Source organism: Muriicola marianensis (genome assembly GCF_014638095.1).
In the GTDB taxonomy this organism is placed as follows: Bacteria; Bacteroidota; Bacteroidia; order Flavobacteriales; family Flavobacteriaceae; genus Muriicola; species Muriicola marianensis.
The window spans coordinates 1,742,606-1,759,301 of record NZ_BMFH01000001.1; the positions used below are offsets into that span (position 1 = coordinate 1,742,606).

General features: G+C 43.9%; 16 protein-coding genes. All 16 read right to left on the reverse strand.

Annotated elements, in window-relative coordinates; genetic code table 11:
- Nucleotides 1-53: 53 nt before the first annotated feature.
- The 16 genes from IEV19_RS07930 to IEV19_RS08005 are packed head-to-tail and all read right to left on the reverse strand — an operon-like array spanning nucleotide 54 to nucleotide 16,669.
- Complete coding sequence (locus tag IEV19_RS07930) at nucleotides 54-1,157, reverse strand: glycosyltransferase family 4 protein (RefSeq protein ID WP_188370117.1); 1,104 nt, start codon at nucleotides 1,155-1,157, stop codon at nucleotides 54-56.
- Nucleotides 1,158-1,180: 23 nt separating this feature from the next.
- Nucleotides 1,181-1,738 carry an acyltransferase gene (locus IEV19_RS07935; protein ID WP_188370118.1) on the reverse strand — a complete coding sequence of 186 codons (558 nt, stop codon included), beginning with the start codon at nucleotides 1,736-1,738 and terminating at the stop codon, nucleotides 1,181-1,183.
- Complete coding sequence (locus IEV19_RS07940) at nucleotides 1,735-2,931, reverse strand: hypothetical protein (protein ID WP_188370119.1); 1,197 nt, start codon at nucleotides 2,929-2,931, stop codon at nucleotides 1,735-1,737. The genes IEV19_RS07935 and IEV19_RS07940 overlap by 4 nt, the downstream gene beginning before the upstream one ends.
- Entirely contained in the window at nucleotides 2,928-3,830 is a 903-nt protein-coding gene (locus IEV19_RS07945; protein WP_188370120.1) for a glycosyltransferase family 2 protein, read from the reverse strand. The genes IEV19_RS07940 and IEV19_RS07945 overlap by 4 nt, the downstream gene beginning before the upstream one ends.
- A 3-nt stretch (nucleotides 3,831-3,833) precedes the next feature.
- The gene (locus IEV19_RS07950; RefSeq protein ID WP_188370121.1) at nucleotides 3,834-5,189 is read right to left on the reverse strand and encodes a lipopolysaccharide biosynthesis protein; all 1,356 of its coding nucleotides are present in this window, start codon (nucleotides 5,187-5,189) and stop codon (nucleotides 3,834-3,836) included.
- On the reverse strand, nucleotides 5,170-6,333 hold the full coding sequence (locus IEV19_RS07955) for a DegT/DnrJ/EryC1/StrS family aminotransferase (protein ID WP_188370122.1): 1,164 nt from the start codon (nucleotides 6,331-6,333) through the stop codon (nucleotides 5,170-5,172). Before IEV19_RS07955 ends, IEV19_RS07950 begins: the two co-directional genes overlap by 20 nt.
- Nucleotides 6,320-7,255 carry a GDP-L-fucose synthase family protein gene (locus IEV19_RS07960; protein WP_188370123.1) on the reverse strand — a complete coding sequence of 312 codons (936 nt, stop codon included), beginning with the start codon at nucleotides 7,253-7,255 and terminating at the stop codon, nucleotides 6,320-6,322. The genes IEV19_RS07955 and IEV19_RS07960 overlap by 14 nt, the downstream gene beginning before the upstream one ends.
- A 12-nt stretch (nucleotides 7,256-7,267) precedes the next feature.
- Nucleotides 7,268-8,380 (reverse strand): GDP-mannose 4,6-dehydratase, encoded by a 1,113-nt coding sequence (gene gmd / locus IEV19_RS07965; protein ID WP_188370124.1) that lies wholly within the window; start codon nucleotides 8,378-8,380, stop codon nucleotides 7,268-7,270.
- A 24-nt stretch (nucleotides 8,381-8,404) separates the two neighbouring features.
- The gene (gene wecC / locus IEV19_RS07970) at nucleotides 8,405-9,625 is read right to left on the reverse strand and encodes a UDP-N-acetyl-D-mannosamine dehydrogenase (RefSeq protein WP_188370125.1); all 1,221 of its coding nucleotides are present in this window, start codon (nucleotides 9,623-9,625) and stop codon (nucleotides 8,405-8,407) included.
- Between the two features lies 1 nt (nucleotide 9,626).
- The gene (gene wecB / locus IEV19_RS07975; RefSeq protein WP_188370126.1) at nucleotides 9,627-10,757 is read right to left on the reverse strand and encodes a non-hydrolyzing UDP-N-acetylglucosamine 2-epimerase; all 1,131 of its coding nucleotides are present in this window, start codon (nucleotides 10,755-10,757) and stop codon (nucleotides 9,627-9,629) included.
- Nucleotides 10,754-11,548, reverse strand: a complete 795-nt coding sequence (gene rfbD / locus IEV19_RS07980; RefSeq protein ID WP_188370127.1) for a dTDP-4-dehydrorhamnose reductase — start codon at nucleotides 11,546-11,548, stop codon at nucleotides 10,754-10,756. Before rfbD ends, wecB begins: the two co-directional genes overlap by 4 nt.
- Nucleotides 11,545-12,090 (reverse strand): dTDP-4-dehydrorhamnose 3,5-epimerase, encoded by a 546-nt coding sequence (rfbC, locus tag IEV19_RS07985; RefSeq protein ID WP_188370128.1) that lies wholly within the window; start codon nucleotides 12,088-12,090, stop codon nucleotides 11,545-11,547. The genes rfbD and rfbC overlap by 4 nt, the downstream gene beginning before the upstream one ends.
- Before the next feature lie 7 nt (nucleotides 12,091-12,097).
- Nucleotides 12,098-12,955 (reverse strand): glucose-1-phosphate thymidylyltransferase RfbA, encoded by an 858-nt coding sequence (gene rfbA / locus IEV19_RS07990; RefSeq protein ID WP_188370129.1) that lies wholly within the window; start codon nucleotides 12,953-12,955, stop codon nucleotides 12,098-12,100.
- Nucleotide 12,956: 1 nt separating this feature from the next.
- Nucleotides 12,957-13,973, reverse strand: coding sequence for a dTDP-glucose 4,6-dehydratase (gene rfbB / locus IEV19_RS07995; protein ID WP_188370130.1), 1,017 nt, complete (start codon nucleotides 13,971-13,973; stop codon nucleotides 12,957-12,959).
- Between the two features lies 1 nt (nucleotide 13,974).
- Complete coding sequence (locus IEV19_RS08000; protein WP_188370131.1) at nucleotides 13,975-14,979, reverse strand: hypothetical protein; 1,005 nt, start codon at nucleotides 14,977-14,979, stop codon at nucleotides 13,975-13,977.
- A gap of 4 nt (nucleotides 14,980-14,983) precedes the next feature.
- Nucleotides 14,984-16,669 (reverse strand): DUF6909 family protein, encoded by a 1,686-nt coding sequence (locus IEV19_RS08005; protein ID WP_188370132.1) that lies wholly within the window; start codon nucleotides 16,667-16,669, stop codon nucleotides 14,984-14,986.
- Between the last annotated feature and the right edge of the window lie 27 nt (nucleotides 16,670-16,696).

Genomic DNA, 16,696 nt, shown 5'->3' on the forward strand with positions numbered 1-16,696 from the left:
CTGATAAATCAGGTCTGACCGCCCTCTTACAATGAAATTTTTTGTCCCTTCCATCATCCTCTTTTAATGTCTTTTTGAATGAACTTTAAAATGGCCTCTTTCAGTGCTTCACTGTCATTTGGGGGGATGAGTGCACTCCTCGTATCCCTGCTTTGTTGAACGATATCGGGCAGCCCTCCTGTATCTGTCGCTATTATCGGAATTTCATAGCTCAAAGCCAGGTAGCCTACCCCGGATTGGGTCGCTTTCCGGTAAGGCAGTAAGAGGCAATCCAGTCCGGCCATGAAGGTGTGAAATTCCAGTTCACTGACCCTTCGATTATGGATCTCCACCTCGAAAGGCAATTTCTCCCAGGCCTCAACACTTAAATCACCGCTGCCTGCCAACCTGATCTTGATAGGAACCAAGATATCGCTGTTTTCAGCTATCTTTTCAAAAGCACTCAATAAAATATCCAATCCTTTGTAAGATTCCATCCTTCCCAAAAACCCGAATACTACACCATGGAAGTTATCTTTACGGGCAGTTACCAGCCTTTCAGGTAATGGGTGAGGATGAATGATCACCTTCCCCGCAATATCCCTGCAATCAGACAAAAGAGCTTCGCTGTGCAGATGCAGGAAAAAATTTGGGTTTCTCCGGGACAAACGGTAGATCTTTTCTAAATATCTTTTCTTAATTCTTTTTGCGATCCCTCCTCTTTTCTCCTCATGAGGTACAGGATCATGTAAGGTGTAGACAAGTGTAATCTTATCGTTGAATGCCAAAAGGCTTCTTATCAGTGGGTAAGCAAAAATAAAACTGGTCAGAATATGGATTTGACTGAATTTTTGAACAACCTCCCTGTAATCGGCAAACATCCATTTAACCAGAAACACCGGAAGAAAAACAGAGACTGATGAAATTAACAGGCCCTTCCATTTCACTTCAGAACTAATGGATTTATACAATATCCGATTATCTGAAAGGTCTTCCTTGAATCGCTTATCCATCAGCAAGGAAGATGATCGAACATATTTTCGGATCTCACTTAGCCAGAGTTTGGTATAACTGAACATACCCCCCTGCTTTTCATAAATACCAGGAGCCAGCATCAAAAGGGGTTGCTGCCTTTGTACTACGTCTTCGTAACTAAATACCCTTACTTTGTTTTCCAATCCTTGAGGTTCTAAAGATCCTATCAGATCATATCCAGATATGGGAAAAAATTGTTTCGATACCTAAGGGCCGACTTTCTTTTCCCGATTACCCTGGCAGGATTTCCCGCCACGATGGATGAAGGAGGAACATCCTTTGTTACTACAGATCCTGCAGCCACTACGCTTCCCTTGCCTATGACTACGCCGGGTAAAATTATTGCTCGGGAAGCGAGCCAGACGTGGTCATGTATGATGACATCTTTGGAAATGGTGTCATGCATGTCGGAATGCGGATCGTGACCGATGGTAAAAATCCATACTCCCTTGGCGATATCCACATTATTGCCAATTTTCAAGAAACCTCCCCTGCCATCAAGGATGCAGCCCGAGTTGATGATGCAGTTGTCTCCGATTGTAATTTTACCCCGTTTAAAAGACTTGTTCAGCACCGTGACCCCGCTCATAATATTCGATTGCTTTCCCTTGATCAAATACAGCTTGAGAATCCAGTTTCTCAAATGTGGAAATGGCAGTTTTAATACCAGTTTATTGACCAGGAAAAGCCGTACACTTTTAATAAATTCTGAGATTTGTTTCATACCAGTAACCGATTGTTCTCATTTGAGAGCTTGTGTAACAAAATCATTATGAATCCCAAAAAGGTCAAAAAGGGCGATAACTCTACGATCAAAGATATCAGTATAAGGCCAATAAATGATGCCTTTATGGTTACGGGGACATTTCCGGACAGTGCCTTCCTGGAAACCATAAGTATCGGGACCCAGAAAAATATCCCGCAACTTACGGCATATTCCAGAAAAATAGATTTGGGGGTTGCATAGAGTTCCCCATTGAGAATTCCCCTGATTTCAACTCCCGTTAGGGTGCTTTGAATTGAATCGGATAGCATTTTATCAATGTACATGGAGTGAAATCCACCGAAACCAATACCCCATGGAAATTCGATCATCAATTGTAAGGCCGTGAGCACTGAACTGAACCTCAGGGTGAAGGTGCTCCAGATTCGATTCTGTTCGGTAAGTCCTTCGATACCCTGTTCCTTTAGGATCTCAATGAAATAGATTAGTCTTTCTACCTCATGCAGGCCTATAATGAATGGTGCAGCCAATACCCCCGCTATAACTATAATCCAAAAGGCCGTTTTTATCTTCTTGTTTTCTGACCTTATCACGAAGTAAAATATAAGAACGGGTACTACGAGAAAGAGGGCTTTGGACTGAGTGAGCAATCCAGTGATCAGAAATAAAATGATCCAGAACCTGGCACCTTTGTTTATATTGTAATAGCCTATCATCAAAGGGGCCAGGAACACATAGTACATCGCCGCTGCACTGGGTTCTGAGGTGAGCATGTAAATTCTTTTGGCATCTAAAAAAACCAATTGGTATAGGCCTGCAATTAGATGAATGAGCATGATGAGATACGCCAGATAAAGTATTTTCTCCAAGGAGAACCTCATGAGAAAAATGCAAACCGACATGGCAAATAAGATTCGTATGAGAAAATACCTGATCCTCAGCAAGACATTTTTTGTCTCGGCATCGGGAAATGCATCAATGCCGATCATGACCCCGGCAATACTAGCCCCCGCCAGGGCAATAATTAGGTAAAAAATAAAGGTGTTCTTAGGCAGGCGAAATGCCGGATAACTCGTAGCCAGGATAAAAAGGCCTGTGAATAGTGTGAAATAGGTATATCCCAGGGTGAATATAGCTATGGCCAAAGCAACTAGTAGAAACTGTATATGGATGTACAGACTTTGTCCTTTCATTTTCTGACATCTAAAACGATCTTAAATATGTACTTGATGACGAAAACCAACTGACGACCAAAAAACATTAAGAATGCAACGGGCCCTATCGAATGCTTCCTCATGAACAAATATCCGATCCTGAAGTTTTTGTAAGACCTGATGTTATTCAGATACCATTTGAGATTTTTAAAGGTAAATTGTTCTTTTCTCCCGGTATTCTCATGTACATTCCACGCCTTTAATTCGGGGTTTACTTCCATTTTAAATCCGGCCTTCCCTGCTCTTAGAAATAAATCAGTGTCTCCGTCATATTGAGGAAAGTTCTCTGAATCGCAAAGGCCTATTGATTCAAATACTTTCGTGGGAATACTCACCGCCATTCCGCCGCACCAATCAATTTCCCTTTTCTCACTATAGGCGGGCCCGTCTTTTTTTCCGGTTCCAATATTTATTTTGGTATCGGTCCAGGGCCGGTACAATCCTCCAAAAGAAAAAAGGATGTCAGGCGTACTTTTCCTGAACATCTTGGAAGCAATGATCGTCTCCTGACCATTATTACGAATTAATCTTTGAAGTATAATGAAGTAATCCTCCTCTACATAAAGATCCTTGTTCCAGAAGAGGATATGGGTAGGTTTCGGGGATTGATTAATGGCGTATTCGATGCCCTTGTTGATCCCGGCCGACCAGAATAAATTCCCGTCCCCATAAAGAAGGATCACATCCGGATAATGCTGTTGAATCCATGTGGAGGTACCATCTGTGGACCCGTCGTCAATTACAATAATTTCCAGCGGCCAGGCTTCTTCTGTCCGGCTCTGAAAATAAGCCATTGCACGATGAAGGTTCTCCAGGCACATCTGAGTGTATTTTAACTCATTAAATACCGGGATAAGTATACTGATGCGATACTCCATTGGTTAGGATGTTGATTTCGATTGGACCTTCATCGACCTAATCACCTGAATTACCTGAAAAGGCCCCGTAAAGCAAAACAAAGATAGGCTAATAATCGTGGCCAGGATGACCCCGTTCAGTCCCATAGAAAATGTATTTACAAATAAGATCGAGAGTGGAATATTGATAATTGCTCCGATGAGGGAGGTAGCCAGTTGAAGATTGGTTTTTGAAATCCCATTGGTAAAATACGCCAGAATCGAATGGACTATACTGAACCAAATCAACAAGGCCATAAACAGGTAATTCCCTGTCGTCAATCCCAGATCTCCTTTACCCAACCAGATACGAATAGCAATATCTCCGGAAAGGACCATGGCCCCCAACACCAAGATGTACACTCCGGAAAGACCCGTTAGGTTCCGCATCGTCTTCTCAATCCAGACAAAATCCTTTTTTTCATACGCCTCGGTATAAATGGCCCATAGGGGAGCATTGATCAGAGTGTGCAAAACGAGGAGAAGGTTGAAGAAGCGATATATCACGTCGTACCTGGTGACTTCTTCAGGACTTGTGAGTTGTAAGAGGATAAATCTGTCTGTCATCAAAATGACCATCATGGTGGTCTGAAGGAAAAAGAACCTCAATCCCAGCGAAAGGATAGGGCGTAAAAGTTCTTTGTCATATAGTTTAAAAGAAGGGCGCAAGAAGTTGTTTTTCCAATAGAACCACAGGCTCAATCCGAGATTCGCCAACACCATACTCATGCCGTAACCCAGGGCGAGCAGATGCAGGTCCGAATTCGTAAAAGTGATTAAAAGGACTACAACAAGAAGTGCCATTACCTGGAAGCTAAATTGATTCAACACCGCTAATGACGCTTTTTGAACTGCGTGAAAAACTGTGTTGATCAATGAAAGCACAAAGTTGGCAAGGGTAAAAAAAAGTACAATTAAAACCAATGTTTCGAGATAATCCCTGCCGTATTTATCAGAATTCAGAACGCTCTCCCAGGGTATGAGATCGGAGCATACATAGACGAGCAAATAGATCACGACTGAAAAACCCAAAAGGGCGAAATATCCAGTACTTAAGTATTTTCTGGCCAGCCTTTCATCTCCCATGCTCAGCGCCTCAGATAATTTATTCTTTACCCCGTTGGCAATCCCCAGGTCAAAAAATACGATCCAGTGCAGAAAGGAGAGTACCACAGCCCATAACCCATAATCCTCGACATCCAGATATTTCAAGAGGAAGCGAACCAGGATAAATGACAGGCCTACAGAGAGAACCTTATACAGGAAAGACCGTTTAAGTTGCTTGAGGAAATTCAGGCTACGGACATGAAGTCGGGATTTTCTATCCTCGAAGTACTTCATAGAGATGGTCTATTTCCTTAAAGAGTGGGATTTGATGATTCCCTACGAAAAATCCGTTTTTATCCAGGTATTTTGCATTGGGAAGCGCGCCGTGAACCTCATAATCAAAGTAGCGCAGGACCTCGTTCTTGGTAAAGTCACCGGTTACAATCGGCCTGGATTCGATCCCGTTGCTATCCAACTCCTTAATGACTTCGGACCTCTTGCGAGGGGAATCCGGTTTGATGATCAGACTAAACCCGAACCAGCTGCTTTGTTCAATCTCCAGCTGGATTAAAAAATCGGGGTGCCCCTTAAATTTCTCGACAAAATGCGCCGCATTTTTTCTTCGCTGATCTATGAAGGCGGGGAGCTTTTTCAATTGTTCAATCCCGATTGCCCCACTCATTTCCAGCGGTCTCAGATTGTATCCGGGGAGGACAAACCGAAATGATTCTGTAAACCAATCAGGGCTCTTTTTGGCCACCAGATTATCTTCGGGCAGATGCCTGGTCCAGCCATGAGACCTAATCGATAGGAGTATATGGTATAATTCCTTGTCATCGGTGACGATCAGTCCGCCTTCCATGGTGGACATATGGTGGGAGAAAAAGGTGGAAAAACTCCCCATGATTCCGAAAGTACCCGCTTGCTTTCCTTGAAATCTGGCCCCCATGGATTCACAATTGTCTTCAAAGAGCATAATATCCCTGTTTCCTATGATCTCCTGAATCTTTTGGAAATCGTTGGGATTTCCAAGAAGATTTACAGCCAGGATCATTTTTGTGGACTTGCTTACAGCTTCCTCCAGGGCTTTCAGATCGTAATTCAGGGTTCCGAGGTCAACGTCCACAAACTTTAGCTTTAAACCGTATTGGTATAAGGGATAGTAGGTAGTGGACCAGGATACGGCGGGGACTATCACCTCATCTCCCCTATTGAGCCTGGGATTTTTTGTATAGAACAAAGAGGCTATGGCTAACAGGTTAGCAGAAGACCCGGAATTGACCATCACGCAATACCTCGATCCTGTATATTCGGCAAATTTAGATTCGAATTCAAATACATAGTCAGACATGGTATACATGTCCTTATCTATGACTGATTGGATAGCCTTAAGCTCTGCGTCATCCCAGGTAGAAGATGCCAGTTTATATGTGTTCATTCCCTATGGATTTATAATATTCGAATGTTCTTCTTATGCCTTCTTCCAGAGAGGTTTTCGGCTCCCAGCCCAAGGCTTTTAGTTTTGTATTGTCCATCAGTTTTCTTTTCATCCCGACAGGTTTGGTTAAATCGTGTTTGAATGTTCCCCTATATCCCAGGATATCAGCAATAGTGTGATAATACTCATTGATCGTGTAGTCATACCCAAGACCTACGTTAAGATCCTGAGGTAATTCTTCAAACCTTTCAATAGCATAGAAGACAAAATCTGCCAGATCTCCGGAGTACATGAATTCCCTTCTACTGAGGCCATCCCCCCAGATGTCCACTTCATTGATCCCTTCCTTTACCGCCAGATCGATCTTTCGGATAACGGCGGGCAGCATATGCGAATTTCTAGGATCAAATTTATCAAACCGTCCATACAGATTGCATGGGATTAGTGTTTTGTAGGACAATTCAGGATTTGTATCACTAATATATTGGCAGAGACGTGTTGCGACAATTTTTGCGAGGGCATATCCTTCATTGGTCGGTTCCAGCTCTCCTTTGAGGACCATCGACTCTTCAAGTGGGTTCTTCGCCCCTCTGGGATACATACACGAACTCGCAATATTCAGAAGCCTGGGAACCTTTGCAGCCAGGGTCTCGCCTATGAGATTCCTTCCCATGTCCAGATTGTCCATCAGAAAACCAACGGGATTTGCCATGTTGGCCTGTATTCCTCCCACCAGGCCGGCTGCATGAATAATTAGATCAGGTTTATGGGCAGACAGATACGCTTTTACCTCACGCCTGTCTAATAAGTTGAGTTCAGAACTTGTCGGATGCAGAACGTCATGGTCTGTGGCTTCAGGATGCTCAAGGATATTCCTTCCCACCATCCCTGTACCTCCCGTCAATAGGATTTTATAAGGCATTGGGCTCTCGGCTTATTCGAAATAATTTTTTATCCTGTATCCCCCATCACGCAGATATTGTTCCTTCTGCATCAGTTTCAGATCACTTTCCATCATATCCTTGATAAGGGCCTGGAGATCGTATTTAGGTACCCACCCCAGCTTTTCTCTGGCTTTGGTGGCGTCACCGACCAGAATATCCACCTCGGTAGGTCTGAAATAACGAGGATCTATACTGAGTACTTCTTTGCCTGCCGGGAGCTGGTACTTTTCATTCTTGCAGGATTTTACAAACGCTTTCTCGTCCACGCCTTCCCCTTCAAATTCGATCTCCACCCCTGCTTCGGCAAAACTCATTCTGACAAAGTCCCTGACCTTGGTGGTCTTTCCTGTGGCGATGACCCAATCTTCGGCTTCATCGGCCTGTAAAATCATCCACATCATACGGATGTAGTCCTTAGCATGGCCCCAGTCTCTTTTTGCATCCAGATTTCCGAGATAAAATTTATCCTGGAGACCGAGAACGATCCTCGAAACTGCACGTGTGATTTTTCGGGTCACAAATGTCTCACCCCGTATGGGGGATTCATGATTAAACAAAATACCATTACAGGCAAACATGCCGTATGCTTCCCTGTAATTTACCGTGATCCAGTACGCATACATTTTTGCCACTGCATATGGGCTCCTGGGGTAGAAAGGCGTTTTTTCTGTCTGAGGGACTTCCTGCACCTTGCCATAGAGTTCAGAGGTTGAAGCCTGGTATATTCGCGTCTTTCGCTCCATCCCCAATAGCCTGACCGCATCTAGGATCCTCAGTGTTCCCAGTGCATCAGTATTAGCTGTGTACTCTGGTGTTTCAAATGACACGTGAACGTGACTCATAGCCGCGAGGTTGTATATCTCATCTGGTTGAATCTGTTGGATCAGCCTGATGAGATTCGTGCTATCTGTCATGTCTCCGTAATGGAGGAAGAAATGTTGATCTTCAACATGGGGATCCTCATAAATATGATCTATACGTTCTGTGTTAAAGATCGAAGACCTTCTTTTGATACCGTGAACTTCATAACCCTTCTTGAGGAGGAACTCACTCAGGTAAGCTCCGTCCTGCCCTGTTACCCCTGTAATTAATGCAACTTTCATGTTTACTCTTTTTGGGTGATCGTATTATTTGAATGCGGTTGTAACACCTGCAAAATCAAGAATGACCTTGTCCTCTGGACTGGGTTTTTCTACAAATTCTTTGTGTTTCACGAGGTATACCACAATATCAGCCTTTTCAATAGCTTCTTTCATATCGGTAAGCTTAAAGACGTGATGAGATTCTATGTTGGGCTCTACGATATAGATTTCTTCATTATTGGAATTTTGTAACACCTTTTGTGCTATATACTTGGCGGGAGACTCCCTTAGATCGTCTATATCAGGCTTAAAGGCAAGACCCATAATAGCCACTTTTGGTTTCCTGCCCGTATCCAGTTGGAACTGAAGCTTTGCCGATTGAATCTTTTCTGCGCACCAAAAGGATTTGTAGTTGTTGATCTCCCTGGCAGCTCCGATGATCTTGGATTCCAGGGGATAATCTGAAACAATAAAATAGGGGTCAACCGCAATACAATGCCCACCCACGCCACATCCCGGGCTCAAAATATTAACCCTGGGGTGTTTATTGGCAAGAGCAATTAATTCCCATACATCCACATTGGCTTTATCACAGATCAGGGAGAGCTCATTGGCAAATGCGATCTGAACATCCCGGGAGGAGTTCTCTACCAATTTACACATTTCTGCTGTTCTGGCATTGGTTTGGTGCAAAGCACCCTTGACGTATTTGCTGTAAAATTCAGAAGCCTTTTTTGTAGATCTTTCATCGATCCCGCCGATAACCCGGTCATTGTGGACCAATTCATACATAACATTTCCCGGTAGTACCCTTTCCGGACAATAGGCGATAAAGAGTTGGTCCCTTAGCTCCGGACGATGGTCGTAGATCAGGTCTCTCATTTTGTCCGTAGTGCCTATAGGAGAGGTGGATTCAATGATGTAGAGATCTCCTTTCTTGAGGAGTGGAATAATGGCCTGAGTCGCTGCTTCGACAAAGGAAATGTCCGGTTCATTTTTCCCCTTGAAAGGTGTTGGTACTACAATGAGGTATGCATCGGCAGAAACCGGCTTCACATCTGCCTTCAGCAAGCCTTTCCTCACGGCACTGGAAACCTCCTGGTCTAATGAAGGTTCTACGATATGTATTTTACCCTGATTGATGGTCTCCACTACTTCCGGATTCACATCAACCCCGTGTACCCTACTGCCACTTTTAGCTATCAGGGCCGCAGTGGGAAGTCCGATGTACCCGAGTCCCATCATAACAACATCTCGTTTCTCCATATTACTCTAGGTTATCTATGAATTCAACTATTTTTTTGCAGGCCGTTCCGTCTCCGTATGGATTGTGCTTGGCACTCATTTCGTCGTAGTGAACCTGATTTTTCAGCAACCTGTCAGTTTCCAAAAAAATCTTTGATCGGTCGGTCCCGACCAAAATTACAGTACCCGCTTCCACTGCTTCAGGCCTTTCTGTGGTTTCCCGCATGACCAGCACGGGTTTGCCCAGGCTAGGGGCTTCTTCCTGTACGCCCCCACTGTCTGTTATGATCATATAAGATTGAGCCATCAACCAAACAAACGCCGGGTATGAAAGGGGATCAATTAGTTTGACGTTTGGTATGTTATCGAGCATTTCATATACAGGCCGCCTGACATTCGGATTCAGGTGAACAGGATATACGAGGTCTGCCTGGGGATGTTCTTTTGCTATTTGCTTCAAGGCAAGACAGATTTCCTCAAATCCCCGGCCGTGATTCTCTCTTCTGTGGCCGGTGACCAGAATAATTTTTCTCCCATTTTTGACAAGGTTCTTGAGATTATCGATTTCCTTATCCTGAAAATCAGGTCTTGCAACTTTACCAGAACTGTAATTCAACGCATCTATGACGGTATTCCCTGTCACCAGGATATTCTTTGGTTCTATCTTTTCCTCCAACAAGTTGAGTTCTGCTTTTCGGGTAGGCGGAAAATGATAATCACTGATCACACCTGCGATCCTTCTATTCATTTCTTCAGGAAAAGGAGAATGCTTATTGAAAGTCCGGAGACCGGCCTCCACATGACACAATTTTGCTCCTTGGTAAAATGTAGCTAATGATGCCGCCATGGTCGTCGAAGTATCCCCGTGCACAAAAACATAATCGGGACTGAAGTCCTCCAGAACTTCCTTCAGATGTATGATGATATCGGCCGTAAGGGTATACAAATTCTGGTTGGGACGCATAAGATCCAGATCGTATTGTGGCTCAATCTCAAAGAAGTCGAGCACCTGGTCCAGCATTTGCCTGTGTTGTGCCGTAACGCATACTCTTGTGTCAAATTTTTCAGGGTACTTCTGGAATTCTTTGACGAGGGGAGCCATTTTAATTGCTTCGGGGCGGGTGCCGAATACGATCAGGGTTTTTTTTCTCATTCCTTCCCGGGCTTTTCCTCTAATAAAATACTATACGACGGTCTTCGTGCAAAACTACGATAATTCCTATCCCTGACAATCTCAACCGAATCTTCCAGGTTATTGGATTTCAGAATCCCTACTGCAAAGTCGTACCAGGTCATAGGATCCTTATCTGTAAAATGAATGATTCCGGGAGTCCAGTTACCTGTCTTGATCAGAGTAAGGATCAACCTCGCCAGATTTTTTGCGTTTGTTGGACATCCCACCTGAGAGTCCGTAACTCTTAATGTTTCTCCCTGTCTTGCCTTCTGTAGAATATTCGTATAAAAATTTGTGCCCGACTCAGAATAAAGCCAGGACGTGCGGATGATCAGAAATTCGTCAAGGAGCTGCTTAATATATTCCTCTCCTTTTAATTTTGATTTCCCATATTCGTTAATGGGGTTCGTTTGATCCCCTGGATAGTATCCCGTTTTCTTCTCCCCGTCGAAGACATAATCGGTAGAGATATGGATGAATCTCACCCGGTTCTTACGGCATTGATCAGCGAGATTTTTGACCCCTTCTGCATTGACAGCGAAGGCCTTTTCCGGAAATCTTTCTGCATTCTCCACCTGGGTATACGCAGCACAGTTAATACAATAATCAAATGTAGTCTTGGAAAATACTTCAGAAATTGACTCGGGTTTTGTAAGGTCGACCTCTGATTTTGAAGCAAAGGTCAGTTCCAGTTCTGGAAATTCATTCGCCATTTTTTGGATCGATACCCCCAGTTGACCCTGGGCCCCGGTAACTATTACCCGTTTCATATGGACAGATCCTTTAATTTGGGAAGTTTCATGTCCTTATCAGAAAGAATGATCTTATTTTCAGGAAAGCCCCAATCGATTTTTAAATCGGGATCATTATAGATAATGCCAGATTCGGCATCCTTGTTGTAATATTCATCGCATTTGTATAAAAAGACAGAGTCGTCCTTCAAGGAAAGGAAGCCGTGTGCCATTCCTTTGGGAATAAAAAGCATTTTTCTGTTGGATTCAGAAAGGATGGTCCTGAAAACGTTCCTGTAGGTGTTGCTGTCCCTCCGCAGATCGACGACCACATCAAGCACTTCCCCCCTCACCACTCTCACAAGCTTCGCCTGAGCATGTTTGCCGGTCTGAAAATGGAGTCCGCGCAAGACACCTTCATGGGAAACTGAATGATTGTCCTGTACAAAACCAACAGATCTTCCTAAAACTGCCTCCAGGGTTTTATGGTTGTAGGATTCGAAAAATAATCCTCTCCGGTCCCGAAAGGTAGGCGGTTCCATTAGAAAACAGTCTTCTATATTCGTTGGCGTGATTTTCAAGTCGGATCTATTTAAGATTTAACAAATACTCTCCATATCCGCTTCGAAGTAGAGGTGTAGCCAGGTCTTTCAATTCATTTTTTGTGATATATCCCATTTTATAGGCTACCTCTTCTATAGACCCGATCTTTAACCCCTGTCTTTCTTCAATAACTGCCACGAATTGTGCAGCCTGCATCAGGGAAGAGAAGGTTCCGGTATCGAGCCATGCTGTTCCCCGGTCCAGAATACTGACTTTCAATTTACCTTTTTGCAGATATGCCCTGTTGATATCTGTAATTTCCAGTTCACCACGTTTACTCGGTGTTATAGTACGGGCGATCTTCACAACTTCGTTATCGTAAAAATAAATTCCAGGGATAGCGTAATTTGATCGGGGATTAGCAGGCTTTTCATCTATTGATACTGCATTCCCTTCTTCATTAAAATCAACAACGCCATAACGTTGAGGGTCCTGAACGTGATATCCATAAATAATACCCCCGTCAGGATCCGTATTCTTTTGAAGTAAATCCTCCAACCCTGCTCCGTAGAATATATTATCTCCTAAAATCAGGGCTACTTTGTCCTTTCCGATAAATCCGGCTCCAATCAGAAATGCTTCAGCAATACCATTGGGAGCCTCCTGCACCTCATAAGAAAACTGACATCCCAATTGAGAGCCATCCCCCAGTAGTTCTTTAAACAAATGCGCATCTTGTGGATTTGTAATGATTAGTATTTCCCTGATACCGGCCTGCATAAGGGTTGCCAAGGGATAATATATCATCGGTTTGTCATAAACAGGCATGAGCTGTTTACTCGTGACCCTCGTAATCGGGTAAAGCCTGGTCCCTGAGCCCGCAGCCAAAACGATTCCTTTCATATTATACCTTTTGGATTTTTTTCAAATAACCCGATATGGTCTTCCTCAAGCCACTCTCGAAATCCTCCAGCGGCTTCCATCCCAATTGTTTCCGGACCTTTGCATCGTCCAGTGCATAGCGGAAATCGTGCCCTGGACGGTCTTTTACAAATGTAATCAGCTCTTTATAGCTCCCGCTTGTCCTGGGTTGTAAGTCATCTAACAGGGTACACACCTTCTTGGCCACTTGCAGGTTGGATTGTTCATTATTGCCGCCTATGACAAAGGTATCGCCGGACTGGCCCTTGTGAAATACGAGATCAATAGCTCTGCAATGATCCGATACATAGATCCAATCCCGGATATTGCTCCCGTCCCCATAAATAGGTATGGGTTCCTCCGCAATGGCTTTGCGTATGATCGTAGGGATCAGTTTCTCATGGTGCTGACGGGGGCCAAAATTATTGGAGCAATTGCTGATCAGGGTGTTCATACCATAGGTTTTGTGGTAACTTCTCACGAGAAGATCTGATGATGCCTTGGAAGCACTGTAAGGGCTGTTGGGGGCGTAAGGGCTGTTTTCAGTAAAGTGCCCTTCAGGGCCAAGACTTCCGAAAACCTCATCCGTTGAAATATGGTAGAACCGGGTATTTTTTGATTTCAGGAATCCGGGATTCCAGAATTTTCGGGCCGATTCCAATAATACAAAAGTCCCTTCAATATTGGTTTTGATAAAGTGGTCCGGGGAAAGAATGGAATTGTCTACGTGCGACTCTGCTGCAAAATGTATGACTGAATCAATCTGGAACTCAGAAAAAATCTGATCGACCTTTTTCCTGTCGCATATATCACCTTTTACGAACGTATACCTGTCCAAGTGTTCTATATCCCGAAGCCGGGCTAAATCAGCAGCATAGGTGAGTTTATCCAGGTTGATGACGTGATAATCCTGGTGCGTCCGAAGGATATATGGGATAAAACTACTCCCGATAAATCCTGCGCCTCCGGTGATCAGGATGCTTTTTTTGGAGGGGGACATGCTACTTTTTTAAATCCTTCTCCCCGGCCTTGCCGTTTAGATATACTATGAGAGAAAACAATAAGAATATAGAAACGAAGATCAGGGGGTAAAACACAATCTTTTTGAGCAAAAGAGGTTTTTGAGGTTTATAAGCCTGGCCAAAACTTATGACGGTTACGGCATCTTTTCTTTTGACGAGTTCAATTTTCTTGGTTTCAGTGTCCCGAAGTAAATTGTTCTTTAAATTGAACAGAGAGGGGACGTCCAGACTTTCCTGATTCTCTAAAACCAAACGGCCATCACTGGCGGCCTGTTCTTTTAAAAGGGTCTCTGAGTAATTTTTGATCAAACGATCGATCTGGGTAACCAGCGAATCATTCAGGGCAATCCGTTCCTCAGCATTTTCATTGAAGATTTTTACCAATTCTGAATAGTAATCATTCGAATTGATGTATTCCAATATTTTCTTGGCGAATAATTCTCCTTTTTCTGTTTCTGTAAAATAGAAAGTGATCTTATGGTCCTTCGTAGTTTTTTCCAATAATTCATTTCGAATGATTTCTTCGGCCGATGGGGAATTATTGAATTCCTTCAGAAGTTCGAGAAATTTTAACTCTTCTTCTTTGGAATTTGCGTCAATGGTCCTCAACGGAATAATTTCCAGGTCAAAAAAATCCTCTTCCCCTATTTCAAATCCGATGGACCTGAAAAACGTGGTATCCCTCGCCTGCAAGTCCGATTTAATCTCATTTACAATATCATAGAGGTAGGTGGGACTGGCAACATTCGGTGTAACGGTGACATCTAACTTTTCTATCTGAGGCGAAATCTGCTTGAGAACAAATCCGGTAACCAGTCCGAGAATCACCGCACCACCGAGCCAAAAGATATTTTTTTTCAGATAGAGGTAAACAGAAAGGATCCCGTCAAAGAGGAAAGAAAAAAATCTTTGCACTGCATTGAACAAAAGACCCAGGTCGACTTCATCTGAAGGCCCGGAAGGGGTATTTGGTTTTGTACTCATTGTACTAACTGTTAAATATTTGTCTTAGAATCTTATCCGTGATCAAATACGTCGGTTTTACTCCTGTAGTGCCTAAACCTCCTGAAGCCAGGGTGCTGCCAGTTTCCAGAGGGTTGTCAGAAGCATAATAGGCGTACCTTACGGTGATATCATCCCGAATGCTCTTCCTGATCTTGGAGGCGGATTGGATCGCCTTTTGATAGTGAACCCCCTCCATTTCCAGACCTATCGCTCCCCAGGTGGATTCGTGGAAAAATTTCAGGATGTCCTTGTTCTGCAGGGACGTACCCAAAACGGTAACCATGGTTCCTTCCAGTACTTTGAGGCCGTTACCCCTGAAATCATCCGCGCTGAATGCATTGTCAAAGGGATAGTTGTCTGCCGTGCCTTCAAAAATGTGTGCCGTTGGGATCATAAGATCCCCCTTACCTCCTTCAAGAATCCCGGCCTTACCCATTATAGAAATAGAGGCCACATCCATATATACCGGTTTCTGCCTTTTTCGTTTGTAGGGTTTCAGCAATTCATCGATCGTTTCAAATGCCTGTTCCCCAAAGGCGTAATCCATTACGAAGATAACAGGTTTTTCCTCATCAGGTATCCCTTCCTTCAATTCATAGCAACAGGCATCCTTGCCAAGTTTCGCCATATCGAAGATCTGAACGTCTATGCTGGTCCCTGATTTGTCCTTGATCTCGATCATCCCATTCTTTCGTGCCGAAGTGAGCACTTTATCTCTCAGGACTCCGTTCTTCTCGAGGCTTAGCTGCTGAAACATCTCCAGTTTACCCTCCCCCGGAAACTCCTTTCGCAAAGCCTTTTTCGCATATAATGAGTTCACCACGCTGTGCATGTTTGCGCTGATGATGTGCATAGGCCTGTGCAGTAATCCGTGTTTGTTCAGGACTTCCTTGATCTGATTTGCCCATTGCTCGCCGTGAATATGGTGCCCCAGCCGTTCCCTCAGCAATGTGCTAAAAGTGATAATCCTTTTTTCCCCTCCCATTTCTTCTTCAAGGGCAAGTTTCCCCAGCCAGTAGATGATCCTGAGGAACCTTTCCGGGTCCTTTTTAGTTCCCAGCTTTTGATATACGTCCATGGTCTCTACAAATGACCTGCCCAGAATATTGGCCGTGTGGATTAAGGCCACTTCTTTTTCGGCCTGACTCAACTTGTTCTTCTGAACTGCTTCCTCAAGTTTTTGCCAGTCCCTGATGGTCTTCTGAGTATCTTCTATCAGAACCTTGTTGCAGATTTTTCCGGATTCTATAAAGAGAAATGTCAGGTGGGTCAGGATATCATAGATATCAGATCGGCCGCGGGTGATCTCGATGTTCATCTGCTCCTGATCTATCCTATAGCAATTCCGGCGTCTCTTTGGGGGGATGATAGGGTGAAAATGGGACTTTGAATACCCCTCATCCGAAGTGAGGTTGATAAAACGGCATTGCTCTATGCCTTCCGGTAAGCGCTCCAGCACATAGATCAGTCCGTTTAGTTCAGATTTCTCCTCCGCCACAGACCCGTAAATTTCAGGTCGAAGCAAAAGGAGTGCATTTCGGAGTGTCTCACCGGATACCCCCATGGGCTTATAAAATCCCCTGTTAAAGAGGTGGCGCATGGTGATGTACAAACGCTCAATGGCGTTGGTAGACTCCTGTGCGCGTGTCGTATTCTTGATCTTGCTCATACTCAGCGCAAAAATACATTATATATT

Coding starts and splice junctions, on each gene's coding strand:
- IEV19_RS07935 (WP_188370118.1), bottom strand. CDS start 1,738: ATGAAACAAATCTCAGAATTTATTAAAAGTGTACGGCTTTTCCTGGTC.
- IEV19_RS07940 (WP_188370119.1), bottom strand. CDS start 2,931: ATGAAAGGACAAAGTCTGTACATCCATATACAGTTTCTACTAGTTGCT.
- IEV19_RS07945 (WP_188370120.1), bottom strand. CDS start 3,830: ATGGAGTATCGCATCAGTATACTTATCCCGGTATTTAATGAGTTAAAA.
- IEV19_RS07950 (WP_188370121.1), bottom strand. CDS start 5,189: ATGAAGTACTTCGAGGATAGAAAATCCCGACTTCATGTCCGTAGCCTG.
- IEV19_RS07955 (WP_188370122.1), bottom strand. CDS start 6,333: ATGAACACATATAAACTGGCATCTTCTACCTGGGATGACGCAGAGCTT.
- IEV19_RS07960 (WP_188370123.1), bottom strand. CDS start 7,255: ATGCCTTATAAAATCCTATTGACGGGAGGTACAGGGATGGTGGGAAGG.
- gmd (WP_188370124.1), bottom strand. CDS start 8,380: ATGAAAGTTGCATTAATTACAGGGGTAACAGGGCAGGACGGAGCTTAC.
- wecC (WP_188370125.1), bottom strand. CDS start 9,625: ATGGAGAAACGAGATGTTGTTATGATGGGACTCGGGTACATCGGACTT.
- wecB (WP_188370126.1), bottom strand. CDS start 10,757: ATGAGAAAAAAAACCCTGATCGTATTCGGCACCCGCCCCGAAGCAATT.
- rfbD (WP_188370127.1), bottom strand. CDS start 11,548: ATGAAACGGGTAATAGTTACCGGGGCCCAGGGTCAACTGGGGGTATCG.
- rfbA (WP_188370129.1), bottom strand. CDS start 12,955: ATGAAAGGAATCGTTTTGGCTGCGGGCTCAGGGACCAGGCTTTACCCG.
- rfbB (WP_188370130.1), bottom strand. CDS start 13,973: ATGTCCCCCTCCAAAAAAAGCATCCTGATCACCGGAGGCGCAGGATTT.
- IEV19_RS08000 (WP_188370131.1), bottom strand. CDS start 14,979: ATGAGTACAAAACCAAATACCCCTTCCGGGCCTTCAGATGAAGTCGAC.
- IEV19_RS08005 (WP_188370132.1), bottom strand. CDS start 16,669: ATGAGCAAGATCAAGAATACGACACGCGCACAGGAGTCTACCAACGCC.